This window comes from Sandaracinaceae bacterium (genome assembly GCA_016706685.1).
Classification (GTDB): domain Bacteria; phylum Myxococcota_A; class Polyangia; order Polyangiales; family Houyiibacteriaceae; genus JADJJE01.
Map to the genome: position 1 here is coordinate 214348 of JADJJE010000008.1, position 19864 is coordinate 234211.

20 protein-coding genes and 1 pseudogene are annotated in these 19864 nt (G+C 70.6%); 12 read left to right on the forward strand and 9 right to left on the reverse strand.

Annotation, left to right across the window (positions count from 1 at the left end):
* Positions 1–59: 59 nt before the first annotated feature.
* From IPI43_12470 to IPI43_12480, 3 genes are all read left to right on the forward strand, one after another.
* Positions 60–647, forward strand: coding sequence for a type IV toxin-antitoxin system AbiEi family antitoxin domain-containing protein (locus IPI43_12470; GenBank protein ID MBK7774927.1), 588 nt, complete (start codon positions 60–62; stop codon positions 645–647).
* The gene (locus tag IPI43_12475; protein ID MBK7774928.1) at positions 644–1588 is read left to right on the forward strand and encodes a nucleotidyl transferase AbiEii/AbiGii toxin family protein; all 945 of its coding nucleotides are present in this window, start codon (positions 644–646) and stop codon (positions 1586–1588) included. Before IPI43_12470 ends, IPI43_12475 begins: the two co-directional genes overlap by 4 nt.
* A 105-nt stretch (positions 1589–1693) precedes the next feature.
* Positions 1694–2557, forward strand: a complete 864-nt coding sequence (locus tag IPI43_12480) for a hypothetical protein (protein ID MBK7774929.1) — start codon at positions 1694–1696, stop codon at positions 2555–2557.
* Positions 2558–2568: 11 nt separating this feature from the next.
* On the opposite strand, the gene IPI43_12485 is transcribed toward IPI43_12480, so the two are convergent.
* The 3 genes from IPI43_12485 to IPI43_12495 form a co-directional block, all read right to left on the reverse strand.
* Entirely contained in the window at positions 2569–4380 is a 1812-nt protein-coding gene (locus tag IPI43_12485) for a M48 family metallopeptidase (GenBank protein MBK7774930.1), read from the reverse strand.
* A 72-nt stretch (positions 4381–4452) separates the two neighbouring features.
* Positions 4453–5739 carry a hypothetical protein gene (locus IPI43_12490; GenBank protein ID MBK7774931.1) on the reverse strand — a complete coding sequence of 429 codons (1287 nt, stop codon included), beginning with the start codon at positions 5737–5739 and terminating at the stop codon, positions 4453–4455.
* Entirely contained in the window at positions 5736–6191 is a 456-nt protein-coding gene (locus IPI43_12495) for a hypothetical protein (GenBank protein ID MBK7774932.1), read from the reverse strand. Before IPI43_12495 ends, IPI43_12490 begins: the two co-directional genes overlap by 4 nt.
* Before the next feature lie 569 nt (positions 6192–6760).
* Between IPI43_12495 and IPI43_12500 the strand changes: the two genes are divergently transcribed.
* Positions 6761–6940, forward strand: coding sequence for a hypothetical protein (locus IPI43_12500; GenBank protein ID MBK7774933.1), 180 nt, complete (start codon positions 6761–6763; stop codon positions 6938–6940).
* A gap of 36 nt (positions 6941–6976) precedes the next feature.
* Here the strand turns inward: IPI43_12500 and IPI43_12505 are convergent, their stop codons facing one another.
* The gene (locus IPI43_12505) at positions 6977–7639 is read right to left on the reverse strand and encodes a hypothetical protein (protein ID MBK7774934.1); all 663 of its coding nucleotides are present in this window, start codon (positions 7637–7639) and stop codon (positions 6977–6979) included.
* 50 nt (positions 7640–7689) lie between these two features.
* On the opposite strand from IPI43_12505, the gene IPI43_12510 reads away from it, so the two are divergent.
* Complete coding sequence (locus IPI43_12510) at positions 7690–8400, forward strand: hypothetical protein (protein ID MBK7774935.1); 711 nt, start codon at positions 7690–7692, stop codon at positions 8398–8400.
* Positions 8401–8412: 12 nt separating this feature from the next.
* Here IPI43_12510 and IPI43_12515 read toward each other — a convergent pair whose 3' ends face one another.
* The gene (locus IPI43_12515; GenBank protein MBK7774936.1) at positions 8413–9045 is read right to left on the reverse strand and encodes an NAD(P)H-dependent oxidoreductase; all 633 of its coding nucleotides are present in this window, start codon (positions 9043–9045) and stop codon (positions 8413–8415) included.
* 97 nt (positions 9046–9142) lie between these two features.
* On the opposite strand from IPI43_12515, the gene IPI43_12520 reads away from it, so the two are divergent.
* The 3 genes from IPI43_12520 to IPI43_12530 all read left to right on the forward strand — a co-directional run bounded on the left by IPI43_12520 (position 9143) and on the right by IPI43_12530 (position 11015).
* Positions 9143–10021, forward strand: a complete 879-nt coding sequence (locus tag IPI43_12520; protein ID MBK7774937.1) for a LysR family transcriptional regulator — start codon at positions 9143–9145, stop codon at positions 10019–10021.
* A 346-nt stretch (positions 10022–10367) separates the two neighbouring features.
* Positions 10368–10562, forward strand: coding sequence for a hypothetical protein (locus tag IPI43_12525; protein MBK7774938.1), 195 nt, complete (start codon positions 10368–10370; stop codon positions 10560–10562).
* A 30-nt stretch (positions 10563–10592) separates the two neighbouring features.
* Complete coding sequence (locus tag IPI43_12530; protein ID MBK7774939.1) at positions 10593–11015, forward strand: nuclear transport factor 2 family protein; 423 nt, start codon at positions 10593–10595, stop codon at positions 11013–11015.
* A 10-nt stretch (positions 11016–11025) separates the two neighbouring features.
* Here the strand turns inward: IPI43_12530 and IPI43_12535 are convergent, their stop codons facing one another.
* Positions 11026–12192, reverse strand: coding sequence for a phosphodiester glycosidase family protein (locus IPI43_12535; GenBank protein MBK7774940.1), 1167 nt, complete (start codon positions 12190–12192; stop codon positions 11026–11028).
* A 221-nt stretch (positions 12193–12413) separates the two neighbouring features.
* Between IPI43_12535 and IPI43_12540 the strand changes: the two genes are divergently transcribed.
* A complete protein-coding gene (locus IPI43_12540) occupies positions 12414–12947 on the forward strand; it encodes an AhpC/TSA family protein (protein ID MBK7774941.1) in 534 nt (177 codons plus the stop codon).
* A 6-nt stretch (positions 12948–12953) separates the two neighbouring features.
* On the opposite strand, the gene IPI43_12545 is transcribed toward IPI43_12540, so the two are convergent.
* Positions 12954–13547 carry a hypothetical protein gene (locus IPI43_12545; GenBank protein ID MBK7774942.1) on the reverse strand — a complete coding sequence of 198 codons (594 nt, stop codon included), beginning with the start codon at positions 13545–13547 and terminating at the stop codon, positions 12954–12956.
* 235 nt (positions 13548–13782) lie between these two features.
* Between IPI43_12545 and IPI43_12550 the strand changes: the two genes are divergently transcribed.
* Positions 13783–14805, forward strand: coding sequence for an agmatine deiminase family protein (locus tag IPI43_12550; protein ID MBK7774943.1), 1023 nt, complete (start codon positions 13783–13785; stop codon positions 14803–14805).
* Positions 14802–15672, forward strand: a pseudogene (gene aguB / locus IPI43_12555) (N-carbamoylputrescine amidase). The gene IPI43_12550 and the pseudogene aguB overlap by 4 nt, the downstream one beginning before the upstream one ends.
* Positions 15673–15703: 31 nt before the next feature.
* On the opposite strand, the gene IPI43_12560 reads toward aguB, so the two are convergent.
* Both IPI43_12560 and dnaN read right to left on the reverse strand, forming a co-directional pair.
* Positions 15704–17482 carry a DUF2079 domain-containing protein gene (locus IPI43_12560; protein MBK7774944.1) on the reverse strand — a complete coding sequence of 593 codons (1779 nt, stop codon included), beginning with the start codon at positions 17480–17482 and terminating at the stop codon, positions 15704–15706.
* A gap of 47 nt (positions 17483–17529) precedes the next feature.
* Complete coding sequence (gene dnaN / locus IPI43_12565) at positions 17530–18657, reverse strand: DNA polymerase III subunit beta (GenBank protein ID MBK7774945.1); 1128 nt, start codon at positions 18655–18657, stop codon at positions 17530–17532.
* Between the two features lie 332 nt (positions 18658–18989).
* On the opposite strand from dnaN, the gene IPI43_12570 reads away from it, so the two are divergent.
* A complete protein-coding gene (locus tag IPI43_12570) occupies positions 18990–19778 on the forward strand; it encodes an SDR family NAD(P)-dependent oxidoreductase (protein ID MBK7774946.1) in 789 nt (262 codons plus the stop codon).
* The last annotated feature ends 86 nt before the right edge of the window (positions 19779–19864 follow it).

Consider the following 19864-nt stretch of genomic DNA (forward strand, 5'->3'; position numbering starts at 1 on the left):
GCCTGGGCCGCATGTTCCATAATGCATACACTCACGCTCATATGATTGCGTAACGGAACATGACCTCTGACCTCGTCGCTGCATTTGGCAAAGGCATCCTGCGCACTCGCGACCTCGAGGCTCGCGGCTTCGCCCGGGCTCAGCTCAGCCGCTGGGTAGCGTCAGGCGAGCTGGTGCGTGTCGCGCGCGGTCTCTATGCGCTCCCGGAGCGCGAGATCGGCGAGCACGAAGCGGTGGTGCAAGTGGCGGCTCGCGTGGATGGCGCCATCATTTGCCTCCTGTCCGCGCTGCGGATTCACGAGCTCACCACACAGAACCCTTCCGAGGTTTGGCTGGCGCTGCCTCGGAGCGCGCGCACGCCTCGCCTGGAGTGGCCGCCGCTGCGCGTCGTGCGGTGGTCTGGGGCGGCGCTGACTGCGGGTGTGGTGGTGCGGGACATCGACGGAGTCGCGGTTTGGCTGACCACGCCCGCGCGCACCGTGGCCGACTGCTTCAAGCACCGCAGCGCGGTCGGCGTGGATGTCGCGATCGAAGCACTTCGGGACTACCGGCGCAGGCGCGCGGGCTCTATCGATGAGCTGATGGATGCGGCCGAGGTGTGTCGGGTCCGCCGAGTCATGCAGCCATACGTGGAAGCCATCACATGAAGCGCAGCAAGGGGGAGCCTCCCAAGAACGTTCCGGCCTCCATCAAGGGCCGCCTGCTCGCACTCGCGCGCAGTCAGAACGAAGACTTCAACGCCATCCTGACGCGCTACGTCCTCGAGCGACTCCTGCATCGCCTCGCCGCATCGGTGCATGGCCCGAGCTTCGTGCTGAAGGGGGCGACGCTCTTCGTGGTGTGGTCTGGCAAGCCCCATCGAGCGACCCGAGACGTCGACCTGCTCGGCTTCGGGAGTCCCGACCTCGGCCGCCTAGCGATGGTGTTTCGGGAGATCTGCGAAGCGGCGGTCGAAGACGACGGCCTGCGCTTCGACGGCGACTCGATCCAAGCAGCCCCCATCCGAGCGGATGCGGTCTACGACGGCGTGCGGGTGACGTTCCTGGTGTACCTCGGGTCCGCTCGTGTCCCGGTGCAGGTCGATGTCGGCTTCGGTGACGCAGCGCTGCCCTCGCCGGTACTCGTGGAGCTTCCCACGCTGCTCGCGCACCCCCGCCCCACACTCCGGGCGTATCGCCGCGAGGTCGCCATCGCGGAGAAGCTGCACGCCATGGTGGACCTCGGTGTCGCCAACAGCCGCATGAAGGACTACTTCGACGTATGGTTCCTCTCGCGGCACTTCGAGATCGACGGAGCTGATCTCGCCCTCGCGATTCAGTCCACGTTCGAGCGGCGCGAGACGCCGATCCCGTCCGGCATTCCCGTGGGACTTCGCAGTGAGTTCAGCGAGTCCGTGGCGAAGCTGGCTCAGTGGAAGGCGTTCGTCCGGCGAACGCGGCTGGCCGTCGAGGCTCCGTCACTTCCAGAAGCGGTGGCGGCGGTAGGCGCCCTGGCGCTGCCCGTGCTGCACGAGCTGGCAGAGGCCCGACCGTTCACCGGTACGTGGAACGCATCAGGCAACACACGGTGGGTCCGCGAGGAGGCGTGACCGTCCGAACCCAGGACGCGCGACCAAAGGTGCCATGCCCCGACGACGTGCCGCACGCGACGCTGGCCCGCCGCGAAAGAGCGTTGCCTGTGGTAGAACCACGGCATGCCGTTCTCTCCCGAGATGAGCCACGCCTCTCTTGGCTTGGTGATGACGCTGACGGCGCTCTCAACCCTCGGCTGCGGAGCTGGCGGTGAGCACGTCGACCGCGAGAACGGCCATGTGGCGACAAGCCAGTGTGAGGAGGCTCGGTCGACTGGGCTCCGTGTCGTCGACTATGCAGGAGGTCGCATGGTGCGCGTGCGAACCCAGTTCACTGGCGCACCTGCGCGAGATACGACCCTCGAATACGAGGGCCCACGGCTGGTCGAGATCCATCAAGAAATTGGCGGAGCGCCGGCCTTTGAGGTCGTGTTGGCATACCGCTCCGATGGCCGCGTCGAGTCGGCGAGTGCCTACATGATGGAGGGTACGAGTCGGGGTCCTGAACAAGGCCGTCTAGTCTACCGATACGACGACATGGGTCGTCTAGTCCGCCGTGACCACGTGACGAACGGCGCTGTGACGGCGCGTTGCAGCATCGCCTACGACACGCGTGGGAGCATCTCCACCCTAACCTGCGACCGTGTGCCGCCCGAAGACGGCGAGCCCGCGGACGTCACAACATTCCAGTACGACCCAGCAGGACGCGTCATGTCGTACGCGCGCGATGCAGAGACACACACGCTGACGTACGACTCGCAGGGTCGACTCGCGTCCCACACGATCGAGGCCTTTGGCGAGGAGGATACAACGTTGTTCGAGCGTGACACGGCAGGGCGTCTGCTTGCTCGCCGTGCACGGGGCGCGAGGGACGCGATCTCACTCGAGGGCGAGTTTCCCGCCGACTTTGAGTGCGGCGTGGGTCCACCCACACCAGCGGGGATGCCTCCCTCCTACGTCCTCGACTGGCTGAACGCTCCCCTCTAACGAGCTCGCACTCAGCCACCACCCGCCTGGTACTTCTCCATCGCCAGGTGCCGCCCGTAGTAGTCCCCGAAGGTCGCGAGGAAGTTCTCCTTCTCGTACAGCTCGTGGACCTTGATCGAGCGCTTGCCGCCGATCAGCCCGCCGCCTCGTAGCTTCAGGTCCAGGTACTTGCCGAAGCGCCGGTCCTCGACACGCGCGTCCACGATCTGGCCGTAGGGCAGCGGGTCTTCGCCGTGGATGCGCACCTCGGCGTAGGTGAGGGTGACCTCCACGCCGCTTCCGTCGAAGGTCACGTCGGGGAAGAAGCGCAGCACGTGGGCCTCCTCTTCGGGCGTGTCCGGGCGGTAGCGGTAGGCGAGCTGGTGCTCGTGCACCTGCTTGAAGCGCGCCTCGTACGTCTCCCACATGGCCTGCTCGAGCTCGCGGCCGCCTTCGACCTCGTCGAGCCACGTGGACTCGGTGTGCGGCTGCAGCACCTCCGCGACGCTGGCTGGGTCGGTGGGGACGCCCACCGCGGCGAGGCGCTCCTGCAGCGGCGGGTGCGAGTCATAGGGGTGGGGCACGGTCAGCGCGTCGAGCTCGGCGCGAAACTCGGAGGTCTGCACGAAGGGCAGGAAGCCAGTGGCCACGCGCTGGGCGATGCCGAGGTCCGCGTGCGTGCCGCTGGCCGAGAACAGGTTGTTCTCCACGCGCGTGCGGTACTGCGAGTACGCGGCGAGGCGCACGAGCGCGTGCCCGATGCCCTCGGCGCTGGTCTGCTCTGCGGCGAGGCGGTCTGCCCGGAACTCGTCTTCGCGCTGCTTCTGCGCCACCGCGAGCCCGACGAGGTCGCGGAACGCCCCCATGAACACGCCGATGGGGATGCTCAGCACTCCCTCGTAGAGGGCCCCGATGTACTGGTCGAAGCGCGACAGCAGCAGGCCTCGCTTGCGCGAGTGCTGGGTGTCCCCGCCCGCGAAGTGCGCCATCTCGTGGGCCAGCACGGCGCTCGCCTCCGCGCGGGTCATGGTGTCCAGGAGCGGCAGGCTCACGTAGAGCGTGCGTCCTTCGAGCAGCTCGCTTCCGGTCTCGAGCGGGTGCTCGGTGACGAAGAAGTTGTCGTCGATGCCCGCCACGATCTGGTCGGGAGGCTCGGTGCCGAGCGCCTCGCAGAGCTGGTTCACGTGCGTGCGCAGGCCGCCGCACTGCTCTTCGTCGAGCCGCCGTCCCGAAACGAAGCCCGGCTGCGAGACGCGCCGGAAGATGGCCTGCACCACCTTCCACACCGCCATCGCCGCGAGCGCTCCGACCACGAGCATGAGCTTGATGAAGTATCTCTCGGTGAGGATGGCCGTCACCCAGAACGACAGCCAGACCGCCAAGCCCGCCTGCAGGATGACCTCGGCCGCGCACAGCAGGCGGAGTCCCTCCCACCCGACGCGCAGCGCCAGCGCCTCGGCGGTGCGCGAGAGAAACGCCGCGAGCGCGCAGGCGAGCGCCAAGAGCAGCGCCAAGAGCGAGACCCCCAACGCCACGTACGCGGCCGTGCGAGCCCCCGCGAACTGGGCGTAGTCCGCGCACACCTCGTCGGCGAGCACGGGGTCGGGCCCCGCGCAGAAGCCCCCGTGGCGCAGCGCTTCGAGCTGGGGAGCCAACGTGGCCGCGTCGGGCGCCTCGGGGTCTCCGGCGGCGTCCGCGAGGATCGCCTCGATCACCTGGTCGTCGTAGTCGGTCTCGGCGTACCCCGCGAAGAAGAGTGCGAACGCGGGCAGTGCCGCAAGCGCCACCACAGACAAGCCCCAGCGCAGTGCCAGCGGGCGAACCAGACGTTGTCCCGTCTCCATGGGCGCACGATGGCACGTTCCCGCAGGCCGGCTCAACCCCGCGCATCGGCGAGCACGACGCCCGCCGCCCGGCTACCGCCCGCTGGGCAGCGTGACCTCCGGGCGAATCGCCCCTGTCGCCAGCGAACCGGCCAGGTCGAGGTCCCAGCGGAGCCCGAGCGACACCACGGGCAGCTGGAAGCCCCCTTGGGCGCTCACGAGCAGGCTCGCGCGTGGGGCGACGCGCACCTGGAGCTCGAGCCAGGCGTAGAGGTCCACCAGCGTGCCGCCCCACGTCGCGAACGTCCACGCCTGGACGCGCGTGCCGTGCAGCGCTGGGCCGATGCGCGCGCCTCCGGCCACTCCGAGCGCCACGTAGCCGCGCGTAAACGAGAACGACGCCCCGCCGGCGAGGATGCGCGCGTCCCACAGGAACCCATCCGTGGAGCCGAGCTGGATGACGGGGTGAACCACGTGCCGTGGACGACCGGGCTCGATGCGCACGAAGCCAAAGGGGAAGGCCCGGAACGCGTCCACCTGCTGACCGCGACCCGTGGCGAGCGTCAGGCCGACGCCCGCGCGGATCACCACGTTGTCGCCCAGCAGCGTGACCGTGGGAGCGAGAGAGAGAGCCTGGTAGCGATCCGAGTAGGCTCCGTAGCGCGCGTAGTCTTCCTCGATGTGGGGGACCCAGCCCGAGGCCGTGGCGGCGATGCCACCCAGCACGGCGCGCTTTCGGACGCGGAGCTGGACGTCGGCCGACGCACCCGCGACGCCGGCGCGGTGTTCGCCCACGCGCTGGCCGTCTCGGTCGAACTGGACGTTCTCGGTGGCCCCGGCGTGCAAGCGCAGGTCGGCGTGCCCGGCCCACGCCTGCCCACCGCAGCCCGAGACGGCGACGAGCGTCATCGCTCCTGCGAGCGGCAACGAACGCCGGCGCACGAGCTCCGCGAGACGCACACCCCGCATGGCGAGCGCGGGCAGGATCGCGAGCGGCGTCACCAGCGCGTCGGTCGGGTCCATCGTGTGGGCCGCGAGCACGGGATAGGACGACCACCCCACCGCGTACTGCACGGTCCCGAGCGCCCACTGGTAGGCGTGGGCGACGCCGTGTTGGAACTGGATCGCGGCGAGCAAGAGGGCCGTGCCCAGCGCGGCAGCGTCCACCAGGTGGCGCTCGTCCACGCGCAGGCGCCGTGCGAGGGGCGCGAAGGTGGCGGCGACGAGGATGGGGAACACCACCATCGACGCCGCGTCGCCGAGCTTGCCGCTCAGCACCCCGGGCGCGATGCGTCGCAGCACGTGGTCGTTGAACGCCCACGCCGTCAGAGTAACGAGGAAGAGGGGCGTGAGCAGCAGGTCCGAGGCACGACGGGTCAAGGTTGCGTCTCCACCAACGTGACGCTGGCTTCGCCGGGGAGAGCGCCCGGCTCGGCGTCGACCACGACAACGAGCTGGAGAGCCAGCGGCTCGAGCCGCCCGGGGTCCGGGGGAGGCGTGGCGCTCGGGTCCCCGAGGTCCACCAGCGTGATCGCGAGGCGCCCGCCGCAGGGGTCCTGCGTGCAAGTGAGCTCTGCGCACGCGTCGAGGTCCCACGTGGTGATCTCTCCGCTCGCCACCTCCGTCAGGGACGTCGCCCGAGGCACCAGCGCGACGTCCGGGTCGAGAGTGACCGCCTCCATGGTGACGCCGATATCGGAGAGGCGGCCATCCGGGTCCGCACCGTCCGAGACGAACGCGCAGACGAACTTCCTCTGACCGATGAACGCGCCCAAGACCGCGACCTCGATCACGGCGGTGCTCGGCGCGGCGGGCCCAACTGCGAGCGTCACGTCCACAGAGGCCGTCTCCACGGGCTCGGGCGGGAGGGCTGGTGGCGATGGTGACGGCCCACCCCGCGGCGATCAGGAGGAGGCGCGGCATCGAGCGGCCGCGAGGGGAGACGAGCGTCATCATCGTGGCAGAGAGCACGATTCGTTCCGTCCGCCGGTGGCACAGTGCGGCACAGCGCGAGCCACAGGGCTCGCGGTGGACACGACCCATCGTGCACGCGCCGACCCCGAAGCCGAGGGGGAGACCTGCCTAGAGTGCGAGGGCGAGCTGTCCTACGCCGGTCTCAGCGAAGCGTGCTCCGTCGTGCTCTCTGCGCGGGCGGCTCTGACGGCTCGCTGCCCCAACAGGGTCGTCGCGAGCCCGACCGATCCACCCGAGGGACAGGAGCTCGCGACCAGGTCGATCCTGCAGCGCGACTTGGATCAAACGCTGAGACGGTCTCGCGTGCGCGCGTGCCAGGAGCCCGCCAACGCCACGCTGGACGAGGCCCTCGCCCAGCTCCGAGAGAACGCGGCGTCGATGCGCGGAGTCCTGGACGCTCTCGGCGAATCCGAGTGAGGCGTCCGCGGTGTGGAACCAGCTCGCCGCCGTGGAGACCAGCACGCCCAGCTCGGCGCCGAGCCCGGAGCGGCCATTGGACACGCCGCTCGACCTGCCGCCCACCTACCTCGCGCTGAGCCGCACAGAGGCGAGCATCGCCTTCCCCGACTCGCGGGTCCGAGTGCTGGTGCATCCGCACGCGGGCTGACCGCCAAAGGGCCACCTGCGTAGGTCTGTGAGACCGTCACGGCGTGAGGGCCGTGATGCCATCGACGGTCACACGGAACAGTGTGCTGGTCAGCGGCACCGGCGACGCAGCGCCCACTCCCCCGGCGATCGCGCTGAGCGCCACCCTCGACTCGGCGCCGCAGTCTTGGCCGATGAGCACCGTGTCATAGGCCGGCAGCGCGACGAGCACCGGCGCGGTGGTGGTGGTGGTGGTGGCGCGGCCGGAGATGGCCAGCAAGCGCGTGGACTCGTAGTAGTAGCCGTTCTGGATGGCCATCACCGAGCCACAAGCGGGCGGCACCGAGCCCGGCAGCAGGGTGAGCTCGGCCAGGGTGTTCTCGAGCGCCACCGCGTACACCGTGTCGGCGGGCAGACCCAAGGCCTCGGCGTCCGCAGCACCAAAGCCGCGCGCCGTGCGCGGTGAGTCCACCATCACGACGGCGACCAGGTCCCCCGCCACGGGGCGAATGATCGGCCCATCCGTGAGCCGGGCGACCTGCTCACCATAGGCGCGCGTACGGATGGCCAAGCGGAGCTGGCCGCGTGTGACCGTGGCCGCCTGCTCCGCATGGGTCCCGCTGCGCGAAGGGTCGGATGTGCCGCCCGCACCGGTACCCTGCGAGCAACCCAGGCCGTGCGCGATCACGAGAGCCAAGACGACGCGCGCGGTGACGTGCATGCAGCGCATCCTACACCGTCGGCGCCGGTCGCGAGGTAGGCTGGGCGGTCATGGGCGCGTACTCCACCCTCTGTGCGTTCGACGTGGATCGCCTGCGTGCGCACGCCGCGCCCGCCATCCGAGCGGAGCTCGCGGCAGAAGCGGACGTCCACCTCGAGCGGGACTGCGCGCTGCTGGACGACACGCTCGGCATCGCCGCGGCGTCGCCGGCCGCAATGGCGCTAGTGATCCCGCTCCTGAACGGCGCCTGCAGCTCGGAATCCTGCGCGGTGAGCGCGCGCTGCCCCATGCACGTGTCTCAATCGGCGCGGGTGTCCGCCGAGGTGTTCGGCGCGCGCGTCAAAGCAGCCGTGCTCGCGTGCTGCGCGCCCCAGCCCGCCGACGTGGTGCTCGGCCGCTACGGCACGGCCTTCCACTTGGCGTGCTTCCACGAGCGCGCGCACGGGCGCGACGACCCGGACGCGTTCCTCGCGCGCGACGTCCCATTCGTGCAGCTGGCCACGCGCCTCACGCGCCGAGCCGCCGCGTGGGGCTGGGGCGACGGGGGCCACGGGGAAGGCGTGCTCGGCTGGCTCGACGCGGAAGAAGCGCGCTCGCTGGCGGGCGAGGTGGACGCGCTGCTGGCCCTGAGCGAAGGAGCGCCCTCGCTCGACGGCGACAGTGCGTATGACGAGGCGCTCCGGACCATGGCGTGCAGCCTGCGCGACCAAGCCGTGCGCTGCGCCTCCGCCGGGCTGGGCGTGCTGCTGCGCCGCGACTGACGCCGTGGCCCGCTACGCCCCAGCCGAGAGCGACGCCACGGCCGCTGGGCTCTTGCGCAGCACCGCACGCGCGTCCTTCGCGCCCTCGCGTTCGAGGCGAACGAGCCACGCTTCACGCTGAGCGGCCGACAGGCTGCGCAGGCCATAGACGGTGGACTCGTGCACCGGCCCGAAGCCCGAGAAGCGCAGGGTGCCCTGCGTGAACGCCTGGTGCAGCGCCCTGCGCCGGAAGAAGCGGTAGTACCAACCAGGCGAGTCCATGGTGGCGACCACGCGCGCCGAGCGGCCACGCAGGAGCCCCTCGGGGTAGCCGCCTCCCGGCGGGTAGCGGAAGGCGAAGCCGGGGAGGAACACGCGGTCCACGAAGCCCTTCACGAGCGCGGGCGGGGCCACCCACCACATGGGGAAGAAGAACACCACGTGGGCGGCCTCCACCAGCTCGCGCTGCGCGCGCACCAGGTCGGGCTCGAGGGGTTGGTCGGCGTCGTGGCCGTGGCGCAGGTTCGGGTCGAAGGTGAGCTGGGCCAGGTCCAGCACACGCACGTGCGCGCCCGTCGCGAGCGCGCCGCGCTGGTAGTGCTCCGCGAGGGCGTGCAGGAAGCGGTTGGGAGCCGGGTGGCCGAGGACGAGCAGGATGTGGTTCATGCCCATGTTCATGCCGCACGCCGCGCAGCCGTGGCATCCGCGAATGCGCATGTGACCCATGCGTTCCTGCATGGCTCGGGTGTGGCACACTCGGCGCATGGACGAGCCTCGCTGGGACGACCTCCGTGTGTTTCTGGCCGTGTTCCGCGCCGAGTCGTTCAGCGCGGGGGCGAAGGCGCTGGGCGTGGAGCAGTCCACCGTGAGCCGGCGCGTGGCGGCGCTCGAGGAGCTGCTCGGGGGTGCCCTCTTCGATCGCACGGCGCGTGGCCCCACGCCCACCACTCTCGGGCGGGTGCTCGCGGAGCGCGCCGCCGACGTGGAGCGCGCCGCGTTTGCGTGCTGGGACGCGGTGCGTGCGCAGGGCAGCCACGTGACCGGGCGCGTGCGCCTGGCCACCACCGAGTCGTTCGCGGTGCACATCCTCATCCCGCGGCTGCTGGTGCCGCTGCGCGAGCGCCACCCGGGCCTCGAGATCGACCTGGTGCTGGGCGAGCAGGCCGCCGACCTCGGCCGGCGCGAGGCCGACCTGGCCGTGCGCTTCTTCCGCACGGCGGACGGCGACCTGGTGGAGAAGCGCATCGCGCGCCTGCCCACCGCCATCCTCGGGCCGCGCGGCATGGCCAAGCGACCGCTCGCGCTGCACGACCTCCGCTTCATCGCGCTCGAGCTCGCGGGCGGGGTGTCGCCCGACGCGGCGTACCTGCGCAAGCTGGGCATCGAGCCCGCGCTGCGCATCTCGAGCCACCTCGCGCAGATCGAGTCCGTGCGCGCTGGGCTCGGCGTGGCGGTGCTCACGCGGGCGCTCTGCGCGCTCTTCCCGGACCTCGCGCCGCTCCCGGTGGAGGCGCCGGCGTCACCTCCGGTGGACCTCTACCTCGTGGCGCCGCGCACGCTCCGCAAGGTGCCCGCGGTGGACGCCGTGTGGCGCGCGCTCGAGGCGCTGGCGAGGGAGCTCGAGCACGATCTCGCGGTGTGAGGGCACCCTCGACAGGTCATCACGGGCTGGCTAGCGTCGGTGGTGAACACACTTCATCGAGGGGTTGGCGGCGTCTTCGTCGCATTGGTCGCATTGGTCCTGGCGTCCACGCTCGGAGGGTGCGCCTCCGCGCGGCAGCGGCGCATCGTGAGCATCCGCTTCCAGGCGCTGCACTCGTGCGAGGCCGAGACGGTGCAGTCGTCGGAGAGCGGCTACGTGATCACGGGCTGCGGCATCGAAGCGCACTACGCGTGCCTCGATGCCGACCCCTTCCCGCTGCTGACGGGAAGCCGCGTGCACGGGCGACCTGTGGATCGACGGGGAGCGCGTCACCCCACACGAGAGCGTGATCGACCCCGTTCCCGGCGGCGCCCTCTACTCCATGCTGGTGGACCTCGGTGCGCTCGACCGCATGGGCACAGCCCAACGCATCGCCGCCCGCGTGTGCGGCGTGGACGAGGTCCTCGCGGGGCCCGCCGGGCGGCTCGCCCGTGACCTGGCCATCCGGGCCCACGAAGAGAGCAGCGCTTCGCAGCCCTGAGCGCGCGCGCAGAGTGGTACACCTGCGCCCATGACCGAGACCACCCACCCGGCCGTGCTGGCCAGCATCCACTCCGCCACGTTCGCCTCGGCGGGCGACAAGCAGTCCTGGCTGAGCCTCTTCGCCGACGACGCGTTCCTGTCCGACCCGGTCGGCCCCTCACCGCTCGATCCCACGGGCCAGGGGCACCGCGGCAAGGCCGCCATCGAGGGCTTCTGGGACAAGGTGATCGGGCGCGCCAAGATGAACATCGTCGCGTCGCAGCGCATCCCGTGCGCCAACACCTGCGCGGCCGTGCTCCAAGTCACCAACAACCTCGGCGGCGGCAAGCAGACCGTGGTGGACATGGTGGGCATCTACGAGGTGAACGACGCGGGCAAGCTCGTCTCGCTCAAGGTGCACTGGAGCTGGGACCAGCTGGTGGGTCAGCTCAAAGAGCTGGGGATGATGTAGCCGTTCGAGGTCAGCCCACCTGGCGCCGCAGCAGCCCCGTCCCACGTCGCTTGCGCCGGACCGCCCACACGGTGAAGCCGAACAAGACCGCGCTGAGCGGCAGCGCCCAGCGCAGGTTCTCCCGCAGGCGCCCAAAGCGAAACTGCGACTGGCGCGGCGGCAAGATGACCACGGCGCCCGCGGCCACCGGCACGTCCAGCACGCTGTGGCTGTCGTTGGCGATCGGTGGGGGCTCGGGGGCCACCACGCCCAGGTGGTTCATCACCTCGCGCTCCACGCCGCGCACGTAGACGCGGCGCTCGCCGTCGCTGTTGCGCTCGGCCACCTCCACTTCGTCGGCGCCGAAGCCCGCGCGGGCCTCCCAGCGGCCGCCGCTCGGCGCGTTGATCACGCCGCCCGCGCGCCGCAAGAACATGGCGCTCGAGCCGCCGCCGTCGAGGTTGATGGCGTCGTGCGCGCCGATGTCGGCCAGGAAGTCGGCCAGCTCGTAGAGGTTGAGGCCCCGGCTGCCGCCGCGCCGTCCGTCCACCACCACCAGGAACACGGTGCGCCCGTCGCGCGAGACGCCCACGGCCGTGCGCGGGTGCCGGCCCAGGGCCGCGCCGATGCGGTCGATCTCGCCGTTGGCCACGCTGCCCGCGCGCACCAGCGTGGGGATGCCGCTCACCGCCGCGCGGTAGTGGTTGTTGGGGTGGCTGCCGCCGATGCGGTGCGTGATGCGCGCGCGCCCGTCCGCGCGGATGGCGAAGAGGCTGCTCTCGCCGTCGTCCTCCATGCTGGGCCAGGCCTCGCCGCCGCCCACTTGGAGGCCGTATGGGTCGGCGAAGCTGGACCAGAAGCCGCCGTTGATGGCCGCCACGTAGCCGGGCCCCGTGTTGGCGAACTCGCTCACGGTGGACCAGCGGTCGTCGTGGCGGGTGGCCTCCACGCGCACGCCGGGTGTGCTCAGGTCCACCACCACGGCGTGGATCACCGCAGGGCGCGTGGTGGTGCGCCGCAGGTAACGCACACCCGGGTTGGGCTGGCTCCACTCGTCGGTGAAGGTCACGGGCCGGCCGCGGCGCGGGTCGGGCTCGCTGGGGTCGCTGGGCTCACCGTCAGCGCCGGCCTGGCTGGGCGTGGCGCCGTGAACGAGGGCGCCGGCCAGCACGAGGCCAGCCCACAGGGCGAAGGACATGGAGCGGAGGAGCATCGGGCAGGTGGCAGTGCAAGCCCGGATCCAACGGGGTCCGGCCGCGAGCGCCGCGAATTGAGGCGATTTCGTGGCGGCGCGCAACCCGGCCGCGGCCGCGGTGCCGCAGCGTCGTGGCTCACCGGCCACGCTCCCCCGGGCGCAGCCACGCCCAGCTCGGTCCGCGCACGACGAAACGCCCGCGCCCCTCACGCGTACGGAGCCCCATGCGCCTCGCCATCGGTCAGCCCGCCCCCGTGTTCCGCGCCACCACCTGGGACGGCAAGTCCGTCTCGCTCGCCGACTACCAGGGCCAGAAGCTCTGGCTCGCCTTCTTCCGTTACGCCTCCTGCCCGCTCTGCAACGTGCGCGTGCGGGCCATCTACCGCCGCGTGGACGTGCTCTCGAAGAGCGGCGTGGCCGTGGTGGCGGTGTTCCAGTCGCCTGGCCACAAGGTGCGCGAATACGTGCTCGAGGGCGACGAGCCGCCTCTGCCCATCCTCGCCGACCCCGAGATGAAGCTCTACGAGCAGTACGCCCTCGAGCGCTCGGTGCTGGGCTTCCTGCAGCCCCGCAACCTGAGCGGCATGCTGGATGCGGCCAAGCTCAAGGTGGGCGGCATGTCCCCGGACGGCCCCATGGACCGCATCCCGGGCGACTTCCTCATCGGCCCGGACGGCACGCTGGTGGACGTGTTCTACGGCTCGGCCATCTCGGACCACATCCCGTTCGAGCGCGTGGACGCGTTCGCGGCGCGGTGATGGCGGTCATCCCTTGCGCTCATCGCGCACCTCGCGGGTGACGGGTCGCAAGAGCTCATAGGCCAGGTGCCGGGCGAGTTGATCCATGCCCTCAGGGAGCGGAGCGTCGGGCGCGGAGTTCCTGCGGAACAGCACGTGGGTCGCCTGGCTGTTGAGGCGCACCGAGACGATCCACTCTGCCCAGTCAGTGGAGTCGTCCTTGAAGAGACGCTGGGTCACCAGGACATCTGCGATGTCCTCGCGCTTCGCCCGCCACGCCCAGACAGAGGAGAAAGGCCTCACTTCGCACTCCAGGTGCGAAGGGCTCACCACCAGCGTGAACTTGCTCCGGCCCCAGCGAAGCATCTCGTAGGCCATCGAGACGCCCGCGTACAAGTGGCCGGCGAGGAACAGCGCCAGCCAAGGACTGAGCGTCAAGAAGAACGCCGTCACACCGTTCCAGAAGAGGCAGCACGACCACCCCACCAGGTGCGTCCAGCGCCAGGGCTCGTCGTAGGCGATGACGGAGTGCTCTTCCTCGTACCGGACGACCCGTGCGGCCGACTCGCGGTAGGAGGCTGGATGCTCGTCAGCGGTGTCGTGGCCGCCCGCCGCGGTCACCTTTTGACGACCGCCCGTGGAAGCGCTCGACGCGCAGCCCAGGGACCAGGGTGAGCGAAGGGGGAGTGGATTCGATGTCGTCGTGTGAAGTGGGTTCGTTCATTGGGCGCCACTCTCGGTACGGATCGCGGCGAGCACGCAACGCCGGGGTGACGGATCCGCAACAGTGGCGGTCGATGTGCCGGAAGCGCCACGGGCATTGATGGCGCGGCCCGTCCATGGGATGCCTCGCCCCATGACCACCCCGACCATGCCCGCCGAGTGGGCTCCGCACGACGCCTGCTGGCTCGCCTTCCCGCACATCGCCGACGAGTGGCAGGGGCACCTCGAGAACGCGCAGAGTGACATCGCGGCCTTCGCGCGCGCGCTGGTGGCCGCCGGTGAGCGGGTGGAGCTGCTGGTGCGCAACGAGGCCGTGCAGCAGCGAGCGCAGGCGCTGATCGGCGAGCTGCCGGGCGTGCGCTACCACCAGGGGCCCTACGGCGACTGCTGGGTGCGCGACACGGGCTGCATCTTCGTGGAGGAGGCCACCGGCACCTTCGGGGCGCGCTCGTTCATCTTCGACAGCTGGGGCGGGAAGTTCGACATGCCCGGCGACCCGGGCGTGTCGCTGCGCATGGCTTCGCTCGCCGGGGTCCCCGCGCAGCGCGCCGAGTTCGTGCTCGAGGGCGGCGGCATCGAGACCGACGGCCAGGGCACGTTCCTGGTGACCGAGTGCGTGGTGGCGCGCAACGCCGGCTGGACGCGCGAGACCGCGGCCGAGGCGCTGAAGCAGCAGCTGGGCGCACAGGTGGTGCACTTCGCCGAGGGCCTCCTCCTGAACGACCACACCGACGGGCACATCGACACGCTGGCACGCTTCATCGCCCCCGGGAAGGTGGTGTGCATGGCCCCGCGCGACGCCGACGACCCGAACCGCGAGGGGCTGCAAGCGGTGATCGACTCGCTCACGGGCAAGCGTGATGCGCGCGGTGAGGTGCTCGAGGTGATCACGATCCCGTCGCCTGGCCCCGTGGTGATCGACGACTTCCTGACCCCCGCCAGCTACTGCAACTTCTACATCGCGAACCGCGCGGTGCTGCTGCCGGCCTACGGCGTGCCCGGCGACGAGCTGGCGCGCGCGGCCCTCGCGCCCCACTTCCCCGGCCGCGAGGTGGTGCTGGTGCCCACGCGGGGATTGATCGTGGGGGGCGGAGGGCTGCACTGTGCATCTCAGCAACAACCCACGCCTGCCGGCGCACTCGGAGCGAAGCCATGAGCACACAGACCCCCGGCTCCAACAGCCTCTTGCGCATTGGCGTGGTGCAGTGCGCGCTCGGTCGCGCCAGCCGCAGCGAGAACGTGGACGAGGTGGCGCGTTTGATCCGCCTGGCCGCCGAGCTGGGCGCGCAGATCATCCTGCCGCCCGAGCTGTTCGAGGGCCCGTACTTCTGCCAGCAGGAGCTGCCCGAGCACTTCGACCTGGCGCACCCGATGGACGCGCACCCCACGGTGGAGCGCATGCAGGCGCTGGCGGCGGAGCTGGGCGTGGTCATCCCCGTGAGTGTCTTCGAGCAGGACAAGCAGAGCTACTACAACACCGTGGCCATGGTGGACGCCGACGGCCGCGTGCTGGGCACGTACCGCAAGAGCCACATCCCCGACGGCCCGGGCTACGAGGAGAAGTTCTTCTTCCGGCCGGGCAACACGGGCATGAAGGTGTGGGACACGCGGCACGGGCGCGTGGGCGTGGGCATCTGCTGGGACCAGTGGTTCCCGGAGTGCGCGCGCGTCATGGCGCTCGCCGGGCGCCGAGCTCTTGCTGTACCCCACGGCCATCGGCAGCGAGCCGGAGGAGCCCGAGCTCGACAGCCGCGACCCGTGGCGGCGCGTGATGATCGGCCACGCCGTGGCCAACGCCATGCCCGTGGCGGCCGCCAACCGCGTGGGGCTCGAGGGGCAGCAACGCTTCTTCGGGTCGTCGTTCATCTGTGACCAGCGCGGCGAGCTGCACGCCGACATGGACCGCGACCAGGTGGGGGTGGCCATGGCCAGCTTCGACCGCGACGAGCTGCGCCGCTACCGGGCCAACTGGGGCTTCTTCCGCGACCGGCGGCCGGAGCTGTACGGCGCACTCGTCGAGTAGGCGCCGCCGTGAGCGGGACCCCCGCGATCGGCTACTGAGCGAGCACGGGGACCATCACGGACGTGGGATCGCCGGGATCGGGTCGTGCGCCGCTCGAACGCAGCGCACCCACGTGGAGGACGCCACCGCCCACTTCGCGATCCACCAACACAGCCTCGTAGTCCGTGAAAACCTGGTCCCCCGCGCGCAGGTGCACGGGCGACACGGCGCCTCCGAACAGCAGCTCCACGCGCCTCGGCCGCGGCTGGGTGCCCACGCGCAGCGCGAGGTCGGCCGGGCATGGGCCCGTGGCACGCAAGTGGAGCCGCACGGCGCCCGCCGGGAGCGCGGTCGCGTGCGTGATCGCGAGGCACGCCGTGAGCGCCACCGCGGGGTGCTCGCCAGCATCGGTGGTGTCTTCGAACGCCGCGAGCGCGGCGCGGGGATCACGCCCACGCTCGAGCACCACGAAGGGCGGTCGGTACAGCAGCACCCCGCGGTCGCTGCGCGCCATGAAGTCCCGCACGCGCGGCTCCTCCGAGGTGCGCAGGAGCGTGCCTTGCCCCGCGTAGCGATCGCGATGCGACACGTCCAGCACCCAGAAGTCCACGCGCCGCTCGGGAGGGGCTGCACGGTGCACCGTCTGCCGCTCGGCGAGGTGCGGCAAGAGCACGTCGGGCGCCTGCACGCTGGCGTCCGGCGGAATGACCGCGAGCACCGCGCGCCCGGCCTCGGTGCGCGCATCCTCGCGGTAGTAGGGTGCGAAGAAGCGCAGCGAGAGCGGCCCCACGCCCGCCAGCACGAAGGTCACGAGCGTCGCGCCGAGTACCACCACGCCCACCTGCCGCTGCCAGTGCGGCTTCACCTGTGCGAAGCCGTGCACGGCGGCCCACACCAGCGCGGGCACCGCCGGCGTGAGGTAGTGCGAGCGCAGCTGCGTGGTGGTCTCGAACTGGCTCAGCATGAGCATGCCCAGCACGGGCAGCGCGGGCAGCAGGAAGCGCGGCGCCAGCAGCGGCAGGAACAAGAGCGGCGCGAGCACCCGCGGCAGGTACGAGAGCTTGTCGGGCTGCGTGAGGTGCGCCAGCACGGCCGCAGGCTGCGTGAATACGGCTGCGAGCGCGGACCCGAAGCTGCCGCCCAGGTGACCGAAGTGCGCGTCGAGCGAGCCTCCCGCCGCGGGCGCAAAGCGCGGCGCGACCATGCCCACGAAGACCACCAGCCAGAGCAGCGACCCCATGAAGACGCCACGCCCCGCGGCGCGCATGGCTGGCGAGCGGGGCTGCAGCAACGCCACCAGCCCCGTCAGCGCCGTGATGGCCGCCAGGTCTTCTCGGCAGGCGAGCACACCCAGCGTGGCCCACACGAAGGCACGCGCGTCCCCACGGTCGAGCGCGAGCAGCGACCCCACCAGCGGCGCGAGCGCGAGCGTCCCCGGGTGGAACTCGTAGCTGAGCACGTGCCCCACGTTGGGGTGCAGCGCGAACACCAGCCCCGTGAGCGCCCCCCACGGACCGAGCCGCTGTGCCCCCAGCCGCGCCAGCCCTTGGGCCGCCAGCCCCGCGCTGAGCGTCTGCGCCAGCAGCAGCACCGGCACCTGCCCGAACAGCAGTCCGAGCAGCCCGAGCGGGAGCAGGATGGGCGAGAGATGCAGCCCCAGCACGTGCGCGCCCACGATCGGGTCGTACAGGTCGCCACGCGCCATCCCGTGCGCCATGCGCGCGTAGAACGCGAGGTCGAACGTCTGGTTGTGCAGCGTGCTGAAGCGCAGCGCGCCGAGGCTCCCGAAGATCAGCACGGGGATCCAGCCAGCCCACTCGAGGCGACGCATCCGGTCGGGCGTCGCACTCGCGCTCGAGCGACTTTTCACACCCTCTCTCAGATGCGCATGGGCATGACCACGCCCACGAAGTCGGCGCCGTCACCCACGGGCTTGAGCACGCCGGGGTCGACCTCGCCGTTCAGCTCGAGCGCCACTTCATCGTGCGAAAGGGCGTTGAGCGCCTCCAGCAGGTACTTGGCGTTGAAGCCGATGGAGAGCGGCTCGCCCGCGTAGTCCACCTCGAGCTCCTCCATGCCCTCGCCCACGTCCGGGTTCTGGCTCTGCACGCGCAGGAGGCCCGGGGTGAGGTGCAGCTGCACGCCGCCGCTCTTGTCGTTGGCCACCAGGTTGATGCGCCGCAGCGACTCCACCAGGCGGGCCCGCGAGGCCACCACGCGCTTGCTCTGCTGCTTGGGGATGACCTTGTTGTAGGGCGGGAACTGCTCGTCCGCGAGCTTCACGCTGAGGCTCAGGCCCTCGCGCACGAAGAACGCGTGTCCCTTGGTCTTGGCGACCGCCACGGTGGCCACGGCGTCGCCGCTCTTGATGTCCGAGCGCGCCTCTTCGATCATGCGCTTGAGCTCGGTGACGCCCTTGTGGGGCACCAGCATGGTGAATTCGATGGTGACGCCGGTGGCGTGCTCGGCCTTGGACAAGCGGTGGCCGTCGGTGGTGACCAGGCGCAGCTTGCCGCCGTCGATCTCGAGCAGGGTGCCCGACAGGTGCGGGCGCGTGTCGTCGTGCGACATGCTGTACTGCGTGAGGCCGATGAGCTCACCCAGGCGCGCGGCGTCGAGCTCCGCGAACGTGGCGTTCTCGGGCACGGGCAGCGGCGGGAAGTCATCGTCCGCCATGCCGGGGATCTTGTAGCGCACCTTGCCGCAGCGGATCTCGCAGGCGTGGTTGGGGCCCACGCTGAAGCTCACCTCGCCCTCGGGCAGGTTCTTCACGATCTCGAACAGCGTGCGCGCCGAGATGGCCACGCTGCCCGCGCGCTTGACGTCCGCGACGGAGAGCGAGGTGACCCCGAGGTAGAGGTCCGTGGCCGAGAGCCGAACGCGGTCCGTGCCCTCGGTCGCGAGCAGGATGTTCGACAGGATGGGCATCGAGCTCTTCCGGTCGGCCACCGCGTGTGTGCGGGCCAGACAGCGGAGGAAATCGCGTTTGCTGATGCTGAACTCCATGGGAGACGCTCTCTACTACGAAACGGGCCCGGCGGGAAAGGACTCGCGTGGGAACGCGAGCGAGGGGGTTGGGGCCTGAGTAGAGGAGATCATGAAAGGTAATTTAAAGATCTCGTCGTCTTAACAGGGCCTGTGGATAGTGCGATCAGTGGCGCAACTGCATGTAATAAAAAGACAAAACAAGGAAATGTGGCTGTGGACGGTTTCGGGGATGGACTGTGGAGTACGTCGTCCACCGGATACCCACAGGGGTTGTCCCTCGCAGCTCACAGGGGTTGTCCACAGGTTTTGGGGGCCGTTTTTTTTCGTCTCGGGCTGGTATACCTGCCGCCATGGCGAAGCGCTTTCAGGACAACGTCGTTTGGATCACGGGTGGCGGCACGGGCATCGGCAAGGCCCTGGCAGTCGAGTTTGCGGCCGAGGGGGCCAAGCTGGCTCTCTCCGGGCGCCGGCGTGACCGGCTGGACGAGGCCGCCGCCGAGCTGCGCGCGGGCGGTGCCGAGGTGCTGGTGGTGCCCTGCGACGTGACCGACGAGAACAGCATCGACGAGGCGGTGAGCGCCGTGGTCGGTCACTTCGGGAAGCTGGACGTGTGTGTGGCGAACGCGGGCTTCTCGGTGGCGGGGCGCATCAAGAAGCTGCGCGCGGCCGACTGGCGCCGGCAGTTCGACGTGAACGTGATCGGGCTCGCTTCCACGTGCCGCGCGGTGCTGCCGCACCTCGAGAAGACCAAGGGGCGCATCGCGCTGATCGGCAGCGTGTCGGCGCTGTTCCCGGCGCCGGGGCTCGCGCCCTACTCGGCCAGCAAGGCCGCGGTGCGGGTCATCGGGGCCTCGCTCAGCGCGGAGCTGCACGGCTCGGGGGTCAGCTGCACCACCATCCATCCAGGCTTCGTCGAGAGCGAGATCGCGCAGGTGGACAACCAGGGTCACTTCGACGCCGAGCGCGAAGACCGCCGCCCGGCGAAGCTCATGTGGCCGGCCGACAAGGCGGCGCGCGTGATGGTGCGGGGCATCTACAAGCGCAAGCGCGAGTTCGTATTCACGGGGCACGGCAAGGTGGGCGCCTTCTTCGGGCAGCACTTCCCGGGGCTGGGCTACCTGGCCACCCGAGGCCGCTGAGGCTGCGGCGCAGCCGTTTCCGTGGGCACGGAAACATGCAAAATATGTAGAAAATAGACCCGATCTGGACGCCGAGTGAGCGCGTT